General features: G+C 53.9%; 16 protein-coding genes. 11 read left to right on the forward strand and 5 right to left on the reverse strand.

The genetic code is table 11. The features are described 5' to 3' along the window. The 6 genes from LK04_RS09250 (at position 1) to LK04_RS09275 (ending at position 8460) form a co-directional block, all read left to right on the forward strand. Positions 1-867 carry a hypothetical protein gene (locus tag LK04_RS09250; protein ID WP_039335549.1) on the forward strand — a complete coding sequence of 289 codons (867 nt, stop codon included), beginning with the start codon at positions 1-3 and terminating at the stop codon, positions 865-867. Further along, positions 867-1418, forward strand: a complete 552-nt coding sequence (gene tssE, locus LK04_RS09255; protein ID WP_039335550.1) for a type VI secretion system baseplate subunit TssE — start codon at positions 867-869, stop codon at positions 1416-1418. The genes LK04_RS09250 and tssE overlap by 1 nt, the downstream gene beginning before the upstream one ends. Beyond that, the gene (tssF, locus tag LK04_RS09260; RefSeq protein WP_039335551.1) at positions 1415-3286 is read left to right on the forward strand and encodes a type VI secretion system baseplate subunit TssF; all 1872 of its coding nucleotides are present in this window, start codon (positions 1415-1417) and stop codon (positions 3284-3286) included. The genes tssE and tssF overlap by 4 nt, the downstream gene beginning before the upstream one ends. Continuing rightward, positions 3283-4326, forward strand: a complete 1044-nt coding sequence (tssG, locus tag LK04_RS09265; protein WP_052206219.1) for a type VI secretion system baseplate subunit TssG — start codon at positions 3283-3285, stop codon at positions 4324-4326. Before tssF ends, tssG begins: the two co-directional genes overlap by 4 nt. A gap of 107 nt (positions 4327-4433) precedes the next feature. After that, entirely contained in the window at positions 4434-7055 is a 2622-nt protein-coding gene (gene tssH, locus LK04_RS09270; RefSeq protein WP_059109789.1) for a type VI secretion system ATPase TssH, read from the forward strand. Further along, complete coding sequence (locus tag LK04_RS09275; protein WP_059109790.1) at positions 7048-8460, forward strand: serine/threonine protein kinase; 1413 nt, start codon at positions 7048-7050, stop codon at positions 8458-8460. Before tssH ends, LK04_RS09275 begins: the two co-directional genes overlap by 8 nt. A gap of 1 nt (position 8461) precedes the next feature. Here the strand turns inward: LK04_RS09275 and LK04_RS09280 are convergent, their stop codons facing one another. From LK04_RS09280 to LK04_RS09290, 3 genes are all read right to left on the reverse strand, one after another. After that, the gene (locus LK04_RS09280) at positions 8462-8860 is read right to left on the reverse strand and encodes a hypothetical protein (protein ID WP_039334262.1); all 399 of its coding nucleotides are present in this window, start codon (positions 8858-8860) and stop codon (positions 8462-8464) included. Beyond that, positions 8857-9660, reverse strand: a complete 804-nt coding sequence (locus LK04_RS09285) for a glycoside hydrolase family protein (RefSeq protein ID WP_039334260.1) — start codon at positions 9658-9660, stop codon at positions 8857-8859. The genes LK04_RS09280 and LK04_RS09285 overlap by 4 nt, the downstream gene beginning before the upstream one ends. 284 nt (positions 9661-9944) lie before the next feature. Further along, positions 9945-10583: a hypothetical protein gene (locus tag LK04_RS09290; protein ID WP_039334258.1), complete on the reverse strand. Its 639-nt coding sequence runs from the start codon at positions 10581-10583 to the stop codon at positions 9945-9947. 109 nt (positions 10584-10692) lie between these two features. On the opposite strand from LK04_RS09290, the gene LK04_RS09295 reads away from it, so the two are divergent. Both LK04_RS09295 and LK04_RS09300 read left to right on the forward strand, forming a co-directional pair. Further along, complete coding sequence (locus LK04_RS09295; protein WP_039334267.1) at positions 10693-11325, forward strand: LysE family translocator; 633 nt, start codon at positions 10693-10695, stop codon at positions 11323-11325. Beyond that, a complete protein-coding gene (locus LK04_RS09300) occupies positions 11322-11876 on the forward strand; it encodes an AAA family ATPase (RefSeq protein ID WP_231568884.1) in 555 nt (184 codons plus the stop codon). Before LK04_RS09295 ends, LK04_RS09300 begins: the two co-directional genes overlap by 4 nt. Positions 11877-12216: 340 nt before the next feature. Here LK04_RS09300 and LK04_RS09305 read toward each other — a convergent pair whose 3' ends face one another. Then, positions 12217-14577 (reverse strand): membrane-bound PQQ-dependent dehydrogenase, glucose/quinate/shikimate family, encoded by a 2361-nt coding sequence (locus LK04_RS09305; RefSeq protein WP_039329063.1) that lies wholly within the window; start codon positions 14575-14577, stop codon positions 12217-12219. A 368-nt stretch (positions 14578-14945) separates the two neighbouring features. Between LK04_RS09305 and LK04_RS09310 the strand changes: the two genes are divergently transcribed. The 3 genes from LK04_RS09310 (at position 14946) to LK04_RS09320 (ending at position 18399) form a co-directional block, all read left to right on the forward strand. After that, positions 14946-15875: an aliphatic sulfonate ABC transporter substrate-binding protein gene (locus LK04_RS09310; protein WP_039329065.1), complete on the forward strand. Its 930-nt coding sequence runs from the start codon at positions 14946-14948 to the stop codon at positions 15873-15875. Continuing rightward, positions 15872-17194 (forward strand): NtaA/DmoA family FMN-dependent monooxygenase, encoded by a 1323-nt coding sequence (locus LK04_RS09315; RefSeq protein WP_081998072.1) that lies wholly within the window; start codon positions 15872-15874, stop codon positions 17192-17194. The genes LK04_RS09310 and LK04_RS09315 overlap by 4 nt, the downstream gene beginning before the upstream one ends. Before the next feature lie 257 nt (positions 17195-17451). Then, positions 17452-18399 (forward strand): GT-D fold domain-containing glycosyltransferase, encoded by a 948-nt coding sequence (locus tag LK04_RS09320; protein WP_039329067.1) that lies wholly within the window; start codon positions 17452-17454, stop codon positions 18397-18399. A gap of 54 nt (positions 18400-18453) precedes the next feature. On the opposite strand, the gene LK04_RS09325 is transcribed toward LK04_RS09320, so the two are convergent. Next, positions 18454-19746, reverse strand: a complete 1293-nt coding sequence (locus LK04_RS09325) for a Fic family protein (protein ID WP_039329068.1) — start codon at positions 19744-19746, stop codon at positions 18454-18456. Positions 19747-19898 lie beyond the last annotated feature (152 nt).

Here is a 19898-nt window from a genome sequence, read left to right on the forward strand (position 1 = left end):
ATGAAAACCGCTTCAGCACTGTTGCTGTCCCTGATGTTGTTGCCGTGGGCGAGTGAGGCGAAAAGCGTGCGGATCGTTTGGTCACCGACACTGCGCCTGAGTGCCTGGCTGGATAACGTGGTTGATGGCCGGGTAAAAAGCTGGTGTGACGACAGCGTGGCGCTGCATTTCGAGCCGCAGGGGGAATTGAAACAGGATGCCGTAGAGACCTTTGTGCCCCAGGTCGGAAAACTGCTGCAACGCCAGTGTTCGGCACTCACCGTGCTGCACTGGACGCTGATTGATAACACTGGCAAGTCAGTACGTGAAGGCGATGCAACCGCAAAAGATAACTGGCGTGTCCCACCCAAACCCAAACCCGTTGTTGCCCCGGTTGATACCACCCCGTGGCAGCGTTTTCGTATCAGCGATAACTGTCAGTTACGCACCTATTGGCCAAGGTCCGGTGACGCACGCTTCACCTTCGAGGCGCATCCGCAGTGTGACAAACAGGGCTGGATTAATGGCGCAGGCGCGTTGCATCAAGGGGCGTCCGCCAGCACGCCATTGTGGTTCCTGCAGGGATATCCCCTGATTGACCTGCCTGTGGGCGCCTATGATGCCCACGTGGTTGCAGCCAACAATCAACGCCTGATTATTGCCAGCGCAGAAGATGCACAAAGTTGGCTGCTGCTGCCCTGGGACGCCGAACATCTCGCCTGGCGCTTCCGTGGCGACGTGCTGCTGAAAGCCAGCGAAGCGCAAGCGCGTGATGACAATGCGAGTGCGCAGCTTATGGCCGATGCGTTGCATCGTTGGCAGATCGACGCCAGCGCCAGCCAGCTGCACTGGCAGCCTGTTGATGCGCCTGATTTTAAGGAGCTGTGATGAAACCCCATCCCGACACCTTCAACGGCTGGCAGGCGCGCAAACAACCGCGCGTCACAGCACAGGATGAGATGCGCCCCAGCCTGCTTGACCGGCTCACCGATGACCATCCCGAACAACAAAACGTCGAACTGGGGCGCCAGACCGTCAGTCATCAGACGCTGCGCACCCAAGTGCTGCGCGATTTACAGTGGCTGTTTAACTGCATCAACAATGAGAGTCAGATAGACCTGCAACCCTGGCCTGATGCGCGCATGTCAGTGATTAATTTTGGTCTCACCCCGCTGGCAGGCAAACGGATGTCGGAGATTGAGTGGGACGATGTGCGCACCGCACTGAGACGCGCCATGTTGCAATTTGAACCACGCATCATCCCGCACGACCTACAGATCCGCTGCCTGACCGACGTTAACGCACTGAATAATCACAACACACTCGCCATCGAAATCAGCGGCAATTTGTGGTGCATCCCCTGGCCACTGGCCTTTGTGTTTCGCACCGACCTGGATCTGGAACACAGCCGATTTGACCTGAAGGACGCGGACGCATGAATCCTCAACTGCTTGATTACTACAACCGTGAACTTAATTACCTGCGCGAGATGGGGGCGGAATTTGCCGAACGCTACCCTAAAGTTGCGGGTCGCCTGGGCATGAGCGGCATTGACGTTACGGACCCCTATATCGAACGCCTGATGGAGGGCTTTGCTTTCCTCACTTCGCGTGTGCAGCTCAAAATGGACGCCGAGTTTCCACGTTTTACCGAACAGCTGCTGGAGATGATCTACCCCAACTATCTCGCGCCTACACCCTCGATGGCGATCGTCGAGTTTCAGCCCGATCATATGAAAGGCAAAATCAGCAGCGGCTTCTCCATTCCGCGTGGCTCGCTGATTGAGAACCAGGCAATGAAGAGCAAAGGCGTTAGCTGCAAATATCGCACTGCGCATGATGTCACGTTACTGCCTCTGCAATTGCGCGAGGTCTCGCTGGGCAGTATTCCAGCTAACCTGCCGGTTTCCGCCGCCAGTCTGGCGCAACGTGGCGCGGTACGTGCCCTGCGTATCCGGCTGCAAACCACCGGGAACATTCCATTACATCAGCTCGATATGGCGGAACTGCGCTTTCATCTCAGCGGTGCCGATCTGCCCGCCAGTGGCTTAATGGCGCTGCTGATGGCGCATTGCGTCGGGGTGCTCTATCGCAGCCCGGACAATGCACAACATTTACTGCTGGAGGCGGACGCCCTGCATCAACAGGGATTCGCCGCCGAAGAAGCCCTGCTGCCTGACGACCACCGCAATTTCAGCGGCTACCGCTTATTGCAGGAGTACTTCGCCTTCCCTGCCCGTTTCCTGTTTTTTCGCACCAGCGGGCTGCAACCGCTGGTGAAACAGCTGCGCGGAGCGACCGAAATGGAGATCGTGTTGCTGTTAGATAAAGCCGATGATGATTTGGAGAGCGTGGTGGACGTCTCTCATTTGGCGCTGCATTGCACGCCCGCCATCAACCTGTTTCCCCGCGTGGCCGAACGCATTCCGCTCACCGAAGGCCGCAATGATTATCATCTCGTGGTCGATAACACTAACCCGCTCGATTATGAAGTGTTCAGCGTCAGCCGCCTCTACGGCAGCGGCCAGGCGTTGCATCAGGAGCAAGTATTCCGTCCGTTCTGGCACAGTTTCGGCAGCGATCAGGGCAATTACGGGGCTTACTTCTCGCAACGGCGCGAGCCGCGTGCGCTGTCGGATCAGGCCAAAATCTTCGGCACCCGCACTGCCTATAGCGGCTCGGAACTGTTTGTCACATTGGTAGATGAACAGCAATCCCCCTGGTCTGATGATGTGCAGTACGTGATGGCCGACGTACTGTGCACCAATCGCGATTTACCTCTGCTATTAAAGCAGCAAGGGATGGATCAGTTCACGCTTCCGACCTCCGCTCCGGTGTTGGGCATTCACCTGCGTAAAGGGCCAACCGCGCCACGCCCCGCACTGGCAGCGGGTGCCACTTCATGGCGTCTGATCAGTCAGTTACAGCTCAATTATCTCAGCCTGATGGAGAGCGAAGGCGATCAGGGTGCCGCTTCACTACGCCAGCTATTGGGGCTATATGCCGACACCGCTGAAGCGGCGACATCGCGTCAGATCGAAGGTGTGCGCCATTGTGAATTACGCCCGGTTTTTCGCCGGGTACCGGAACCGGGACCGATTGTATTTGCGCGTGGGATTGCCATCACCCTGACGCTGGACGAACAGGCATTCGGCGGCGCCAGCCCCTGGCTGCTCGGCAGTGTGCTGGCAACCTTATTTAGCCGCATGGTGGCCATCAACACCTTTACTGAACTGACGCTGAACAGTAGCCAGAGCGGAGAAATTGGCTACTGGCCTGCACAAATGGGCAAGAGGTCGCTGCTATGACTGTGCTGCAACCAGGCTGGCGCATCTCTTGTCGCCTGCCGGACGACTTTTGGCAACAACGTCGCGCCGCGCCCTTTCAGTTCGATCTTTTCCAGCTACTGCGTCGCCTGGATGCACAGGCGGGCAGTGCGTGGCAACTGGGTAGCGCGCCGCTGCCCCGTAATGAACCGTTACGGCTGGGACAGTCCCCCTCGCTGGCCTTTGCGCCCGCCACCGTTGCGGGCATTCGTCAGCGCAATCGTGACGATTTGCATGAAGTGGATATCTGGAGCTTTGGCCTGTTTGGCCCCAACGGGCCGCTGCCGCTGCATCTGACGGAATATGCTCACGAGCGCGTCACGCACTTTGGCGACCGGAGCATGGTGGCGTTCTGCAATCTGTTTCACCACCGCCTTATCCTGCTGTTTTATCGTGCATGGGCGGATGCACAGCCGGCGATTGCTCTGGACCGTCCCGATCGTCATCAATTTAATCACTATCTCTCCTGCCTGACCGGTGTCGGACAACCGGCATTGCAACAGCAACGCGGCAGCCTGAATGAACATGCGCGCTATGCGCTAGCCGGGCACTTCACGCGGCAAACCCACGATGGCGAAGGCCTGACTCGTAGCCTCAGCTGGTATTTGCAGGTGCCGGTGGCGATTAAGAACCACATTCCACAGTGGATGCGCATCGAGAAACGTGAACAGGCACAGCTTCGCGCCGGTAAACATGCGCCGCGGTTAGGGGAAACCGCCTTTTTGGGGAGTGCGGTGCGCGATATTCAACACAAGTTTCGTCTGCGCTTTGGCCCACTGCGCCTCAAAGATTATCGGCGGCTACTCCCGCGGGCAGGCAACGCACAGCAGGTGGTGGATTGGGTACGCCACTATCTGGGCATTGAGTACGACTGGGAAGTCCAGCTGGAGCTGCATCAGGAGGATGTCAGGGGCGTTGCGCTCGGCAGCGATCAGCCGCTGGGTTACACCAGTTGGCTCGGTGAACAACCCGAGAAACGCCATCGTGATGATTTGGTTTATCAGCCTGCTGTTTCGCGCTGAAAACAGGTGCGCATGAATGCGCACTCTACGGACCGTTTCTGCCTGAACCTGTAGGGTCGCTATTTATGGCGACCTGGGAAAATTTTTGCGTATAAAAGGGACACACCATGTCAGATATCCGTCGCAACGTGTTGTTTAGCAAACTGAATCACACTCTGTTCACTTCACTTGAGAGCGCTACCGCATTCTGCAAACTGCGTGGTAACCCCTATGTCGAACTGGTGCACTGGCTGCATCAACTCTGGCAACTCCCCAACGGCGACTTGCAGCTGATTGCGCGACGTTTTGAACTGGATAGCGACCTGATAAGCCAGGATCTGATCGCGGCTTTAGATCGTCTGCCACGCGGTGCCAGCGCCGTGACCGACCTTGCGGAACACATCGATAACGCCGTTGAACGCGCTTGGATCTATTGCTCACTCAGCGTCGGAGAATCGAAAATTCGCGGTGGGCATCTGTTACTGGCCCTGCTGAAAACTGCGACGTTAAAGCACGTAACCATCGCGATATCAGGTGAGTTTGCACGGATTAGTGCCGATCGCTTGCTGGACGATTTTAACGACTATGTTCAGACCAGTGACGAGCAGCAGCAGATATCGAGTGACAACGTCACTCAATCATCTGCTTCGCCAGCAGGTGAGAACGTGTTGGCAAAGTATGGACGCGATCTCACGGCTGAAGCGCGCGCCGGGAATATCGACCCGGTGGTCGGACGCGATGAAGAGATCCGTCAGATGGTGGATATTCTGCTGCGTCGGCGGCAGAACAACCCGCTGCTGACCGGTGAAGCAGGCGTGGGGAAAACCGCCCTGGCAGAAGGTTTGGCGCAGTGCATCGCCAGTGGCAGTGTGCCGCCGCCGCTGCAGCAGGTGCAACTGTGGCTGTTGGATATCGGCCTGCTACAAGCTGGCGCATCGGTAAAAGGCGAATTTGAAGCACGCCTGCAAGCGGTGATCAATCAGGTGCAAGCCAGTCCACAGCCGATTGTGCTGTTTATTGATGAGATCCACACGCTGGTGGGTGCAGGCGGCCAGCAAGGCACCGGTGATGCCGCCAACCTGTTAAAACCCGCGCTGGCGCGCGGACAACTGCGCACCGTCGGGGCGACCACTTGGGCGGAGTACAAAAAATATATTGAGAAAGACCCCGCACTGACCCGACGTTTTCAGCCCGTCCAGGTGGCCGAACCGGACGAGCAGACTGCCATTCTGATGCTGCGCCATCTGGCACAACCGCTATCCCAGCACCATCAGGTATTGTTGCTCGATGAGGCGTTACAGAGCGCCGTGCGCCTTTCTCAGCGCTATATCCCTGCCCGTCAGTTGCCAGACAAAGCCATTGCCTTGCTGGATACCGCCTGCGCCCGCGTGGCGGTGAGTTTGCACCATCAGCCGCCAGAACTGGCGTTTTGCCGACAACAGCTGGCTGCGCTGCAACTGGAGATCGAGATTGCGCAACGTGAAGCTCGGCTCGGTTTTGACTCCGCGCCAGCGCGTATCACGGCCGCACAGCAGCAACAACTTCTCTTGCGCAGTGAAGAGCAGATGTTAGATCAACGCTGGCAGCAAGCGTTGGCGCTGACACAGCAAATGAGTGCATTACAAGCCGAACTGCGGATGGATCAGGATGCCGAACGTACAGCACGCTATCAGGCATTGCAGCAGCAGCTGGATGCACTGCAAGGCGATACGCCGCTGACCTTCCCAGCGGTAGACAGCGGCGTGGTCGCCAGTGTGGTCGCGGACTGGACCGGAATTCCCCTCGGCCGGATGTTACAAAGCGAACGCGATGCCGTGCTCAATCTCGCCCAAACCCTGGCTAATCGGGTAATTGGTCAGCCCGCGGCGCTTAATGCTATTGCCCAGCGTATTCAGACTTCACGCGCGGGCCTGGACGATCCGGGTAAACCGATTGGCGTATTTATGCTGTGTGGGCCTTCCGGCACAGGTAAAACGGAAACCGCACTGGCGCTGGCGGAAACCCTGTATGGCGGCGAGCAGAATCTCATCACCATCAACATGAGTGAATTCCAGGAAGCGCATAGCGTGTCGACATTGAAAGGCGCACCGCCGGGCTACGTGGGATACGGTGAAGGCGGTGTACTGACCGAAGCGGTGCGCCGTCGTCCTTACAGTGTGGTGCTGCTGGATGAGATTGAAAAAGCCCATCCCGACGTGCACGAAATCTTTTTCCAGGTTTTCGACAAGGGCTGGATGGAGGATGGTGAAGGCCGCCGCATCGACTTCCGCAATACGGTGATTATTTTGACCTCCAATATCGGCAGTGACGAACTGGCTCAAGCCTGTTCAGGTCCTGCACCTCATCCAGACAGCGCAGTACTCAACACTCTGCTGCGTGCGCCACTGCGTGAAGTTTTCCCGGCGGCACTGTTGGGAAGACTGGCGGTGGTTCCGTATCTGCCACTCAGTGATGAGATGCTGATCCGTATTATCGATTTGCGTCTGGCAAAAATTCAGCAGCGCTTGCGGGATCGCCATGAGATAACGGCAGCGTTCTCCCCCTCGGTGGCCCAGCAGATTATGCAACGCTGCACCGAAGGCGAATCCGGTGGGCGTATGGTGGACGCGGTACTGTCACAAACCTTACTGCCACAAATCAGCTGTCATTTGTTGAGTGAAGTCCCGACCACAATCCCAAGACATTTAAACATCGACTATCAGGATGCGGCATTCCAGCTCACTTTCAGCGCGGAGACAGCCCATGAGTGAAGCCAGCAGCAAATCGGTGTCACAGGCGCTGCCTGTCGGTTACCGCTTTAACGAATATGAAATTCAACAGGTAATTGGTGAAGGTGGCTTTGGCATTGTCTACCGCGCCTGGGACAGCGAGTTGGACCGCACCGTGGCGATCAAAGAGTTTATGCCGTCTTCGATTGCGCTGCGCGATGAGGATCACCATCTGCTGTTGCGCAGCGAGCGCTTTATGCGCCTCTATCAGGCTGGTTTAAACAGCTTTATTCAGGAAGCCAAAACGCTGGGGCGCTTTAATCATCCCCATTTACTGCACGTGCTGCGCTTCTGGCAGGCGAATGATACGGCCTATATGGTGACGCAATTTTATCAGGGTGAAACACTGAAAAGCCGCTACCTGCGCGATTTTACACCCTGCAGTGAAACGGATCTGCGTGCCATGTTGCCGCCGTTGTTCAGTGCGTTGAAAACCCTGCACGACCATGACTATCTGCATCGCGATATCGCACCCGATAACATCCTGATCCAGCAAGATGGTGCGCCGGTACTGCTCGACTTTGGCTCCGCCTGTAAGACCATCGGTCACCTGACTGATAAAACCGAGATCATGCTCAAACCAGGCTACGCGCCGATTGAGCAGTACAGCGAAGGGCGCGATGGGGATCAGGGACCCTGGACCGATATCTATGCGTTAGGCGCAGTACTGCACACGTTGATTTGCGGTGAAGCACCGCCGGTCAGCGTGGTGCGGTCGTTGAGTGACAACTACCTGCCGCTGGCAGAGCGGGGTCTGAGTGACTATTCCAGTGGTTTACTGCGCACCATCGACCAGATGCTGGCCTGCGAACCCGATCAACGTCCGCAGTCGATTGCTGAATTGCGTGACAGACTGATAGAAAACGACCGTGGCACTGAGGCTGATGCGCCGCTGCTTACGCCCGCACAAGAAGAGCGATTTTTACCGATGGTGGTGCCAGAGCAGACGGATTCGGTCCCCGCGGCCCTATCACCGCGCAAAAGTCGCACTGTGATCATCGGCGGTGGCATCGCTGCGGCGGCCCTGCTGGTGCTGGTCGCGGTGCATCAGTTCACGGCTGAACGCACACCTGATGTGGCCGTGGTTCCGGTAAAGGCTACAGCCAATAACGTGACACCGTCACCTAAACCCACCCCGGCGCCTGCCCCAGTCACACCGGCTGAAATCTACTTGCGTGCCTCGGATGCAACGCAACTTAGCCAGCTTGAGATCAATGGCAAACCACAGGATACCGTGGATCAGGATGGCATGAAGCGACTCAGTTTAGCGCCCGGAGATTATCAGTTGCAGATTACACGCAAAGAAGGCGGGGTCTGGCAGCACTCACTGCATATTGATGACGGGAGCGGCACCTGGCTGATTAATGTGCCTACCCCCAGTAGTTGATTTACTCGACGACGTTACCATTCTCGCTAAACAGCACCTTGTCACCCTGCGCGTGGTGCTGTGACACCTGTAACGTCCAGATATGGTTATCATCGTTGCCCGCACCGGCCGCCGGTGACAACACGTAGCTGTAGTCACCGTTACGGAAGATGTAGCCACGAAAATCGTGCGAAGGCCCGATGTTCAAGGTCGAGCCTTTCAACGTTAATTCGTGGTGGTTCTTTTTATTGATCGAGTGGTAGACAATCCCATCGCACTCCACGTCGCCTTCCACGCATTTACTGGTATCAAGAAAGACCTGGTAGCTTTTACTGTCGAAAAACGGCTTTTTCGCGGCAGGCGTCTGCGCCATCGCGTGGAGTGAAAAACAGACCAGTGATAAGGCAAGTAGCTTTTTCATAGTTTGATATAAATTCCTTTATGATAAACGTTCAACTCGCTTTTTCTGCGATTCACCAATCCCTTCATACGTACCCCACGCGAATAGACAAACTGCATCCACGCCCGGTCCAAATCTTCGGGTGACTCACCATTAATCACCTTCAAGGCTGTCGAGTAATATAAACCTTTATGATTCAGGTTATCCCGGGTACCAATATTAAACGCCAGCATCACTAAAGCATCAAATTCATTTTGCGTCAGCGACACTTTGACATATTTTCGCACCGCATCGACAAACTTTTTTAAATCCTGCGAAAAGAGTGTTTCCGCTGCCTGCTCAGAGATGCCGTCTTTGAACTGATCAAATTCACTTTGACGGCTAATCCAATGCCCATAGCCAATGGTCGCACCCGCCGTCCAGTTACTGATCGTGGTTGAGGTGTGGTCATCATAAGGCAGTGTATGCAGTTGCTCGTACTGCATCATCAACTTAAGCACCTGATAACTCGGGTACATTGTCATGGGGTTTTTGCGCGCGCCGTTAGGATTACTCCCGGTCGATCCATGCGCACGCGGCAGTCCACTGCGTTGACCGGAGGTTAACTGCGTTAGCGTTTTTTTACCCGGAGACACCAGCCCATCGGGATGCTGATAAAAATGCTTTTGGTAGGTGATAATCGCTTTAGTGGTATTATTTCCGCAAATGCCGTCTATTTGTAATTGTGGAAAACCATTTTGGCTTAATAACTTCTGTACTAATTTGACATCTTGCGGCCGGTTGGTTCCGCGTAATCCAACACTGTCCTGTATCGTTTCCATTATTCGCCTCAAAAATTCTTTTATGAGTAATTTTATTGACGCCTGAATGCACGTAGCAGGTAATTATGCCGCATTAATGCTCAGCCTATTTCATTATTCATGATCAGATTGTTCTTAAAGTCCTGCATGACATTTTCGTGACAACCTATTTAAGAGGAATATATTGCGTAACGCGCAGAAGATAAATATTTCTGTTAATGATCAGCCTAATTCAGGACCAATAATGCGTAGCAGCGAAAGCGATCGCGCCACGCATAAGTGACGGGCGGCCTGAAGGCCAAACCCTACAAAGAAGTAACGGCTTTGAGTGCCAGTTGCGGAATCGTTAAGGGGCGTATTTCTGCGCGCATGCTGTTGGCCGCTGCCGCCATGGAGACCTGTGCTAACGCGACCTGCTGGGCGCCCTTCATGCGTCCCTGCTCTACGGCCTCACCAATCAGCGCATGGTAACGCTGATGGTCACCGGCTTTGAAGGCGGTCCAGGCGTGTGGGATCAGTTCAACCTGTGGCTGTCTCTCTGCCGCTAGTCCAGGTGGGCAGAACAACGCACGGGTCGCCGCCAGCGTGGATTCAGCTGCGCACAGCACCAAAGATGGCCCCGTCATTTGATGTAGATGGTCGGCCAACATCCGGTCGGTGCGATACACCGGGCAGCGATGACTATCCGCTTTAAAGCTGTCGGCAACCGGGCCTAGAGTGGAACAGGTGATGAGAATGGCGTCAAACCACGGCGTCAGGCTGTGCAGCAACCGATCCAAACGCTGCTGCTGTGCGGCCGTCATCCCTCCGCTCAGTTCCGCCTCGGCGAGCAAGTGTGGCATCACAATATGGCTGAGTGCGGTGGCGGGCAATCCCAGTGTCTGTGCAGCTTCATCGAACAGAGCGATATTACTGGCGGCCGTATGCAGGCAGGCGATGGTCATGATAATCCTTTATGTTATTTCATGGGTTTAGGCGAAAGCTTCCGCAACCATATTGCTTTACACCATAATTATATTCAAAATTATTAAACCTTTTTTCGTTGTTAAGCCGATGAATCTGCACCTGCTGGCCTTTATTATTGCGATCCTACCGGTGGCCCTGTCACCGGGGGCGAGTTTTACTCTGGCGATGAATAACACCCTGGTTGCTGGCTCTCGTGGGCTGGCATCGATCATCATCGGTACGGCGCTTGGCATCTATACGCATGCGCTGTTAATCGGCCTTGGCATCAGCGCCCTGCTGTTACGTTCACCGATCATTTTTAATTTGATGAGCGTGGCCGGCGCGGTGTATTTACTGTGGCTGGGTCTTCAGTTGTTGCGGCGCGGGGGCCACATTGCCCGGCCTGTTGCCTCACATCGCAGCACCCGCATCGGAATCAAAGATGCATGGCTGGCAAATGTGCTCAATCCAAAAGCCGTGATGCTTTATCTCACCGTGGTGTCGCAATTTGCCGGTCGTGAACATGCCTTAGCGCACTACCTGCTATTGGCATCCATTCATGTCGCCATTATGAGCCTGTGGCTGATGATTATCTGTTTTACGCTGATGACGTCGGCACGGTTGATCAATATGCGCAAACTCACCATCGCTATTAATCTTGGCGGCGGCATCGTGCTGATTTTCTTCGCCATCAGTAATTTGGTGCAGCTGGCCATGACCTTAAAGGGATTTTCAACATGATTTCATTAAATGAATTGGGCCCACGCATTTGTATTCTTGGACCTTCAAACAGCGGAAAGTCGACACTGGCCCAAGCTATTGCCAGCAAAGTGAAGCGGCCCATCATTCACCTTGATCAGCTTTATCACTTTCCTGATACGCAGTGGCAAGCGCGCGAAGAAGCTGAATTTCGCGAACTACATCTTAACGCTATCTCCGGAGAAAGCTGGGTAATGGACGGGAATTATGTTCGCACCCTTCCCGAACGATTAACCCGTGCCAGCGGCCTTATTCTGCTTGACCTCCCACCCACCCAGCGATTTGTGCGCTACCTGCGTCGCACTTTGTTTGATGCCCAACGCATCGGTGGCGTTGTGCCCGCTAACCAGCGTGAGCATTTGACTTGGGAAATGACGCGCTACCTGCTTCTGACTGCGCGCAGTCATCGTCAACGCAATCAACAGATGTTCAACGAATGGACGCTGCCTAAGCTGCTACTGAGCTCCTCATTGGAGATCACGCGAGCCTATAGATATTGGGAACTTATCGACCCACAGGGTTCATCACGCTGAAATTAACCACCGTTCCTCGCGCAAAACGCTAAACAAAAAAAGGGCGCACTCAGTGTGTAATGCTTGTCAGTTAAGCGACTGGCGATAACGCCGTCTGGAGCCGCATCGGGGCTGGCGTGGGGCAGTTCGCGGCAGACCATGGATGGTCATCCGCGAACGGCCCGTCCGGCACGACGTGGAAGTCGAAGGTACCGCTTTAGCGGCGCGAGGACGGCCCAGAGGGGGCAGTAGTGGCGGCAGAGCCCGCACAGAAAAGAAAGGCCACTTATTAATAAGTGGCCTGAATTCTTAGCTGATGAGCATGACGCACCGGAGTGCGCCCTGGTTCAATGTTGCTTTATTACTTTAGACGGAACGCGACCACGCTGTCACCCGCTTGGGTACCGAGCGAGCCGTGACCACCTGCTGCAATCACCACATACTGCTTACCATCTTTACCCATAAAGGTTGATGGCGTGGCTTGTGCGCCAGCGCTGAGTTCAGTCTGCCACAACAGCTCACCGGTGGTGCTGTCGTAGGCGCGGAAGAAGTTATCCGCGGTAGCGCCATGGAACACCAGATCACCCGCGGTGAGCAGAGGACCACCGTGCGCAACCATGCCCATTGGGAAACCAATTGGGAAACGGCCCGGCAGGAAGCTGGTTTTCAGGTTTTTGGTGACGCCAACACGACGTAACCACTCGGTTTTAGCGGTTTTCAGATCCACACCCACCATACGACCCCAAGGTGGCGCGATGCACGGAATGCCGAGGCCAGAAGCCAACTGCTGAATGTGAATGGCGTAATCACCCTGGAAGTTTTCGTTCCAGTAAGGCTGGCCATCTTTGGTGAACATGCGCTGAGTTTCGGTCTGCGGCGTACGTTTGATCAGGTTGTACTTGTAAGCCAAACGTACCGGTGCAGCAATCAACATCTGGCGCTGCGGATCAACCGCAACTGAACCCCAGTTGAACACACCAATGTTGCCAGGGAAGATCAGCGAACCGGCTTCGGTTGCTGGCGTCCACGGGTTGCCATCATAACGCAGCGAACGGAAGTCCATGCGGCATGACATCTGGTCAAACGGTGTGATGCCCCACATGGATTTCTCAGTCAGCGCATCAGGAATGAAGTTCAGGCTGGACACCGGCTGTGTGGCGGCAAATTTCTCACCGGGTACACCACCTTCAGTCGAAACCTTGACTTGATTCACCGGATACACCGGCTGCCCTGTCAAACGGTTCAGCACAAACAGGTTGCCGGTTTTGGTCGGCAGGATCACCACAGGCTGTTTTTGGCCTTGGTAATCGATATCCAGCAAGGACGGCTGTGATGGGTTATCACGGTCCCACAGATCGTGGTTAGAACTCTGATAACGCCATTTGAAGGCACCGGTTTGCAGATCCAGTGCCACTAAGGCATCACGGAACTTCTCGGTGTTGCTGTTGGCATCACGCTCGATACCCACTTCATCCGGAGACGCGTTACCAAATGGTACATAGACCAGACCATTTTTCAGGTCTGCACTCAGCGTACCCCAGGCAACTGGCGTATCTTGCGGATAGTTCTGTCCTGCCGCAACAGGCGCCGTATTCTCCGGGTTGGCCGGATCGAAGTTCCAGACCAAACGCCCGGTTTCAGCGTCATAAGCACGGATCACGCCCGAAGGGTTACCACTGTTGAAGCCGTTGTCCATCACGGAACCACCGACAATCACCAGCTTACCTGCCACCAGCGGTGCTGCAGTCTGCATCAGCGCATGTGGACGCACTTCACCCATATTGGCATGCAGGTCAACGACACCATTTGCGCCAAAATCAGCGCAAGGCTTGCCAGTATCAGCATCCAGCGCAATCAGCTGTGCATCCGTGGTGGCATTGAAAATACGCTTACGGCAAATTGCCGGTGTCGCAGTGGAATCTTGTGCTGCAACCGGGCTTTGCTCGTAATAGCTCACGCCCCGGCAGGTTTGGTGCTGCTGCAGATAAGAACGATCTTTGTTGGGCGTGTATTTCCACTTCACGGCGCCGGTTTCTGGGTCAAGCGCGTGAACCTCATTGTGCGGGGTGCAGAAATAAAGCATGCCATTGGCTTTCACCGGCGTGGCTTCGAAGGTGTACTCCGTCGCATCCGCATCCTGACGCAGATCGCCCGTGTGATAAGTCCAGGCTACCTCAAGGTCTTTCACGTTGTCTTTAGTGATTTGATTCAGCGAAGAGAAACGCTGGCCATCTGTGGTGCCACCGTATGCGCTCCAGTCATTGGCTGCGCCCTGCTCGCTGGTCTGCTCACGCGCATTCGTGATAGTGCCTGCCTGCGGCAGCGGGTCGTAGAAACAAAGGCCGATCACGACGACAATCATCACGATCACCGTGCCACCCAGGAAGGTGTGGAAACGGCGCTGACCTTGATACAGCGGTTTGACCACCCACGGCATAGCCAGCCACAGGCCGATGACACCAAACAGATCGCCACGCGGGATCCATTGCCATTTATCAAAGCCCACTTCCCAGATAATCCAGGCCAGTGTAATCCACATCAGCACCGCGTACAGTGCCAACGCGCTGCGCTGGTTTCTGAACAGTAAAATCGCGGTAATCAGTAAACCCACCGCCATCAGCGCATAGAACGCACTCCCGCCTAACATCAGCAATTTCCCACCCATATAAAGCAGCGCTAATGCCAGAATCGCAAGCACGATGCTGGTTAGTTTGTTAACCATGCCAATCCCTCAACGTTTTTCATCATTAACCACCCAAAATAAACCTACACAGTTTCAACAAAATTTTAACGTACGTTATCGAACAGTAAAAACCCGTTGCTGAGTGTGTCGTTAGCTTCGCTTATGAATGTAGCCTGGCTTATCACTGACGAATCGCGCTGCGGCCATAGTGTGATTGAAATCACGTTTTATTTTTTGTAGAGAGAATTAATCATTAGTGAGGATAAATCGCATTTTTTGATAACGCCGCACGGTCAGTTTCGCAGCAACCCCGGTTTTTGCGTGTTACGCATATCGATGTGCGGAATTGTTACTACGCCTGCTGTAGTGGAAAACTTACGCTGTTTTCTTTTTCTCAGGGAAACATCATGAAATTTACGTTTATCGCCAGTGCATTGCTTGCCATCACTATGACTGCACATGCCGCCAGTACCGAACTGGTGATCGGTGACCAAAAAGGAAACGCGCGCGCCGTGATGTCTGCAGCAGGCGAACTTAACAACCTGCCTTATGAAATCAAATGGTATGAGTTCCCCAACGCTGCTCCACTGCTGGAGTCGCTGAACTCACAACATCTGGACGCAGGATTGGTCGGTGATGGCCCACTGGCCTTCGCGGTGGCCGCAGGGGCAAAAATTCGCGCGATACAAGCTTCGCAATATTTAGGCAACGGTCTGCTTGTGAAGGCAAACAGTGCAATCCATACCGTTGCCGATTTAAAAGGAAAGAAAGTGGCCACGGTCAAAGGCTCGTCGGGGCAAAATATGGTGCTCAGCGCGCTACATCAGGCGGGATTGCCGGATGACAGTGTGAACTTTGTCTTCACTACCCCAGCAGAAGCCACACTGGCACTGGATAATGGGGCTGTCGATGCCGTCGCAACCTGGGAACCGTACGTCTCCTTTGCCGTGGCGCAATCAGGTGATCGCATCGCCATTGACGGCAAAGATGCGCCCGTGTCGAACTATCTGGTGGCAACCGATAGCGCCATCAACAGTAAGCGTGCCGCATTGGTCGATTTTCGCCAGCGCTTGATTCGTGCACGTGCGTGGGGCGTTGCACATCCGCAAGCCTATGCCAGCGGAATTGCCTCACTGCTGCGTCTGCCAGACGCGGTAGCACTGAGCAAAGTACAACGAGAGAATAATGCGCCGGTGGAAGATTACGCGCTGATTGCACAGCGCCAACAAGCCGCCATAGATACCTTTGCGCGCAGTGGATTGATTAAACCGGGCTTGCAAGCCAGCACCCTGGTTGATGCATCGTTTTTTAATCCACAGGGAGCGGCTCGACCATGATGAACCTGGCGCTGTATCTGGATTCCGGTATTCATCAGGGCGGCTGGCGACATCCGCGCGCAGCCACCACCGGGGGAAGTAACTGGCCGCTGTACCGTAAAATCGCGCAGCGTGCGGAGGCGGCAAAACTCGATATGATTTTTGTTGCCGACAAGCTGGCAATCGATAATGTCTATGGCGGGCATCTGGCGCACACCGTGCAACACCGACAGGTTGGCTGGTCGGAGCCGCTGACACTGTTGGCGGCGTTGGCGGCAGTCACCGATCGCATCGGCCTGGGCGGTACGGTCTCCTCCTCCTATTCCGATCCCTACACTACCGCGCGCCAACTGGCCAATATCGACCACATCAGCGGTGGGCGCGCCGCATGGAATGTAGTGACGTCATTAACGCATGCTGAAGCGCGTAACTTTGGTCGCAGCCAGCATTTTAGCCATGAGGATCGCTACCGCCGTGCGGCAGAGTTCATCGATGTGATGAAAGCGCTGTGGGACAGCTTTGAAGAAGATGCGCTGGTGGTGGAGAAAAACAGTGCACGCTTTGCCGATCCCGCCCGCTTTCATCGTGTCGACCATCGGGGCGAATCCTTTGAGGTACAGGGGCCGCTCAATCTTCCCCGCCCGCCGCAGGGGCATCCGGTGGTGATCCAGGCGGGCGTTTCCGATGCCTTTATTGATTTGGCCGCGCAGCACGCAGAAATGCTGTTTGTGGTGCAACCCAACCGTGAGCGTGCGCAGCAGTTCTATCAAACCCTCAAGCAACGCGCAGAACATTATCAGCGCCAACGCGGTCAACTCCGCATTCTGCCGGGATTAGTGCCGATTGTCGGTTACAACAAAGATGATGCCCGCGATCGTGCTGAGTATCTGAAATCCCTGATCACAGTGGAATCAGGGCTGAGTTTTGTCTCCGCCAGCATGAATATCGATTTATCACAGTATCCAGTCGATGGACCGGTGCCAGACCTACGCGAGCAGATCACTGGCAGCAAAGGCCGTTTCCAGTATGTGATAGCCAGCGCCATTGAGCAGAATCTGACCTTAGGTGAAATGGCTAAACGCTATGCTGAGAGTTTGTCGTTCCCTTCACCGACAGGTACTGCTGATGACATCGCGCAACAGATGATTGACTGGTATCAACAGCAAGCCTGTGATGGCTTCGTTATTCTCCCGACTTACATTGATGAAAACGAAGACCTGTTCCTCAGCGAAGTGGTACCGCGTTTACAGGATGCCGGGGTGTTCAGACAGGATTATTCCGCAGGCACATTGCGCGATCGCTTGGGATTGGCTAAACCCGTCAATCGCTTTCATCAATAAGATCTAATGAAATGATTTAACCTTTTATTAGACCGCCACTGCGATTATTCCTGGCAAAAATCGACGCAGTGGCGCTAATAACGCGCTTTTAATAACCTTTTCATTTCACACCAACAAATTTCACTCCCCTCATATTGATTAGCAGCTTCCAAGTCGATTTATTTTAAGAATTTACCCAGCCTGATATTGCCAATAGAGCGTGATATAAATCACGCGACTGCACTGCGGCAAGGCCGCTAATAACAAGAAGGCTTATTATGATCAGCGCAGAAAATTTTTATCAAAAATTACGCTTCACTTTCAAACTCTCACATGCAGCATTGATGTTTCCAGCCGCCAATGCGCGGGCTAAGCAGTATAAGGTCTTATCCGCGGAACAGACCATTGACCTGCTGCTCAGCAATGACAAACTCTCATTAAGCCGCTATGGTGCAGGGGAACTGGAGATGACGCTATTTAACAGCCAAAGTTATCAGCCCTGGGATGAAAGATTGTCAATTCGCCTAAAAGAGATACTGCGTCGGGCAACGCAACCGAATAATCCTTGTTTAGTTTGTTTACCGGATGCGTTACGTGGTTCAGATAATATTGGCTTCGGTTCGGCCCTGTTTTGGTTTTTCCATAAAGCCTTTTTCTTCCGCCACTATGAAAACTTATTAAAAAAAGAGTACCAATACGGTAATACCTCGGTAACAGGTTCTTATACCCTGCTTAAAGGTCAAGACCAAAACCCGATATTCAATAAGTTTAAAAAGCTATTCAAAAATAAGAAAATACTGATCGTTGAAGGCAAACATTCACATTTGGAACCTGGAAACGAATTACTGGCAGATGCGCTGGAAGTCAAACGCATTACCACGCTGAATCGTCATGCCTTTTCTGTTTATAACGATCTCTATTGTTCCGTGCTATCTCATGCGCGTGATTTCGATATGGTGTTGATGTCACTGGGCCCAACGGCGACAGTATTGGCCTACGATCTCAGCCAGCATGGCATCCGCTGTATCGATATGGGGCAAATGGAGGGTGAGCACGACACGATGCGTCTTTCATCGCTCAATAACCTGACTTACGTGGACAAAAATAGTGATTTAGTGGGGCATCAGGAACCCGACGCACTGTATCGAAGCCAGGTATTGCTGCACGTCGGTTTGCCCGTCGAAGCAGAGCTGAGTGCCCCTATGCTCCAACAGCCTTTGATGTAAATCAGATCGCAAGAAATCTCAAAAATGCATATTTTTGCGATTGCTTGCGTTATCTCAGCGTTTCTTCAGCCACTCTTTGAGTTTTCGCAGTGAAACGGGGGCTTGATACACCGTCCCTTTTCCCTCTTTGATTGGCCTCAACAGCCCTTGCTCGGCGAGACTTTTTAACCGACTGCGCGCTGTGTTATCAGCAATACCTAACCGTGATTTCACCGCCGCCGCACTCAATAACGAACCTGGCGCGTGCAATGCAATCGCCATAATATCCAGTTCGCCCTTGGCCAAGGCTTTGTTTTCTTCTACCCATTTCACCAGCAGAGCACGTTCCTGATGCAGTGTGGTGATTTGCTCAGTAAAGGCCTTAACCGCGCGCATCACCACATCACACTGGAATTGCACAAAATAGGTGAGATCAAGTTCATCCGTTTCGCTGTAAAGGTAGGACATCCCGTATTTAATCGCTGCCGCTTTAAGCAGTTTACTGATCGAGATATAGCGAAAAGCGTGATACCCACGGCGAATGAGATGGTGATAGAACAAGCCGCGCGCGGTACGTCCATTGCCATCATAGAAAGGATGAATGTAACCAATGGCAAAATGCATGATGCAAGCGACCAGCAAGGGATGGGTGCCCTGCTGTTCAAGAAATTCAACTTCAGCACAGAGGGCATGCAGCATGCCATCGACCAAAGAGTAATCCGGTGGTTGATGGATGATTTCACCGTCCCGACCGGCGACAAAAATATCGTTGTTTCTGCGCACCTCCCCAGGCCGATATTTTTCATCATTGATGCCCGCGCACGCGATATGGTGCATGTCCAAAATATCATCGCGCGTTAGCGGCCCATCCCCCATGGCCGTAATGTGCTGCATGAGACGCCAGTTGCCCATGATCATGCTTTCATCTTCATTGCGCGGTTCACGCCCCACCGCCAGCAGTTCCATCGCAACCCGGGAAGTCGTAGCAGCCCCCTCTAGCTGACTGGAGGAGATCGCCTCCTCCATGATTAATTGCGACATTAAGTAGGACGCCGCATCCTCATCCGTAAGCTCTCCGTTGCGTGCAAAGGTCGTGCGATCAACCAACGAGATTGCCGCGTTAATACGCGTGGTGAAATTGACGCTCACTTCCTGAGAGGCAATCACAAAATGGTGAGCCGTACTGCGCCGTTTGAACTTCAACGCACTCCACAGCGCCAGCCGTTCATCCGCATCACTGATACGGCGGTATAACTCATCAAAGTGAAGGTAGCGGGCATCCCACTCGCTGTAACGGCTGAGCAGAGCAGCTATGTCATTGCTGCTCTGTTGATCCATGAGTTGTGTCGGCGGGCGGCGCAGTTTCATCGCAAGAAATCTCAAAAATGACGTTTTTTGAGTTTACTTGAGATTCCGCTGGGTGACAAATCTCAAGGAAAATAATTTAACCATATGAATTTATTGATTTTACATAGAGACTGTAACAGCCAAAAAAAAGCCTGCAGGCCGCTCCCCCTGCG

Origin of the sequence: Pantoea vagans (assembly GCF_001506165.1) — a bacterium.
GTDB lineage: Bacteria > Pseudomonadota > Gammaproteobacteria > Enterobacterales > Enterobacteriaceae > Pantoea > Pantoea vagans_C.